1 protein-coding gene is annotated in these 963 nt (G+C 68.7%); it reads left to right on the top strand.

Features of this window, described 5'->3' with window-relative positions:
- Positions 1 to 785, top strand: a 785-nt coding sequence (locus tag IY392_RS14015; protein ID WP_228549429.1) for a S1 family peptidase, incomplete at its 5' end; no start/stop codon positions are given.
- Positions 786 to 963 lie beyond the last annotated feature (178 nt).

The raw sequence follows: 963 nt of genomic DNA, 5'->3' as shown, positions 1-963 counted from the left end.
CCGCAGGCCTGCGACCCGCCCAGGGGTCGCTCGGGTCGGGTGCGGCCGTCCTGGACGCCCCGAACCCCCCGAGCCCGGACCCGGGCGCCCTGGTGCCGGACTCCATGGTGGGCGGGACCCGCATGTACGTCCTGTCCCCCTCCCGCACCGTCGCCAACTGGTGTTCCCTGGGATTCAACGGGATACGTGACGGACGGGTCGTCAACATCACCGTGGCCCACTGCAGTTCCTTCACCGACCAGGCGACGGGCCAGTCGACGTTCCGGCCCGGCACGGTCTCCGAGGACAGCAGGTCGCCGAGGCTCGGAGTCTTCACCTCTGCCGAGGCAGACGAGGGTATGGACGCCGCGCTGATCACCGTCGACCCCGAGGACTACCCACGGTTCCGTAACTCCCACGTCCTCGACGAGAACGCGCTGCCCCTGGCTCTGTCCGGCACGCAGTCCCCGGTCAGGGGGCAGACCCTGTGCAAGTACGGCCAGCGGACGGGTCATACGTGCGGGCAGGTGTCCGGCGTCGACTCGGCGACACCGGGTGGGGTCAGGAACGTCACGATCAACCTGTGCGCGATCGCGGGCGACAGCGGAGGAGTGGTGTTCTCCGCGACCCGTGCGGTCGCCGTGACCAGCCTGTCCAACGCCTTCGACAGAAACGACCAGCCCTACCCGAACTGCGAGACCGCCCGCGCCGACCTCGCACTCCGCGGAACGGTCCCGACGATGGTCGGGGTGACCGTCGGGGCGATCTCGTCCCGCTTCCCGGGACTCCAGGTGGGCGCCGCCTGACACATCAATCCCACTAATCACACGTGTCGCACTGGACTCAGTAATCACATCTTCGTAATCTTGGCCTCAACTGGGCGACCTGAAGTCGTCCACCGTGCATCACGGAAGGCCACCATGCGCACCACCACGAGACTCGCCGCCCTCACCGCCGCCGCGGCCCTGGTCGTCACAGCGGCCC

This window comes from Dietzia sp. SYD-A1 (genome assembly GCF_015356725.1).
Classification (GTDB): Bacteria; Actinomycetota; Actinomycetes; order Mycobacteriales; family Mycobacteriaceae; genus Dietzia.
The sequence above is the reverse complement of the archived record's forward strand: the minus strand, read 5'-3'. Positions and strand labels throughout refer to the sequence as shown.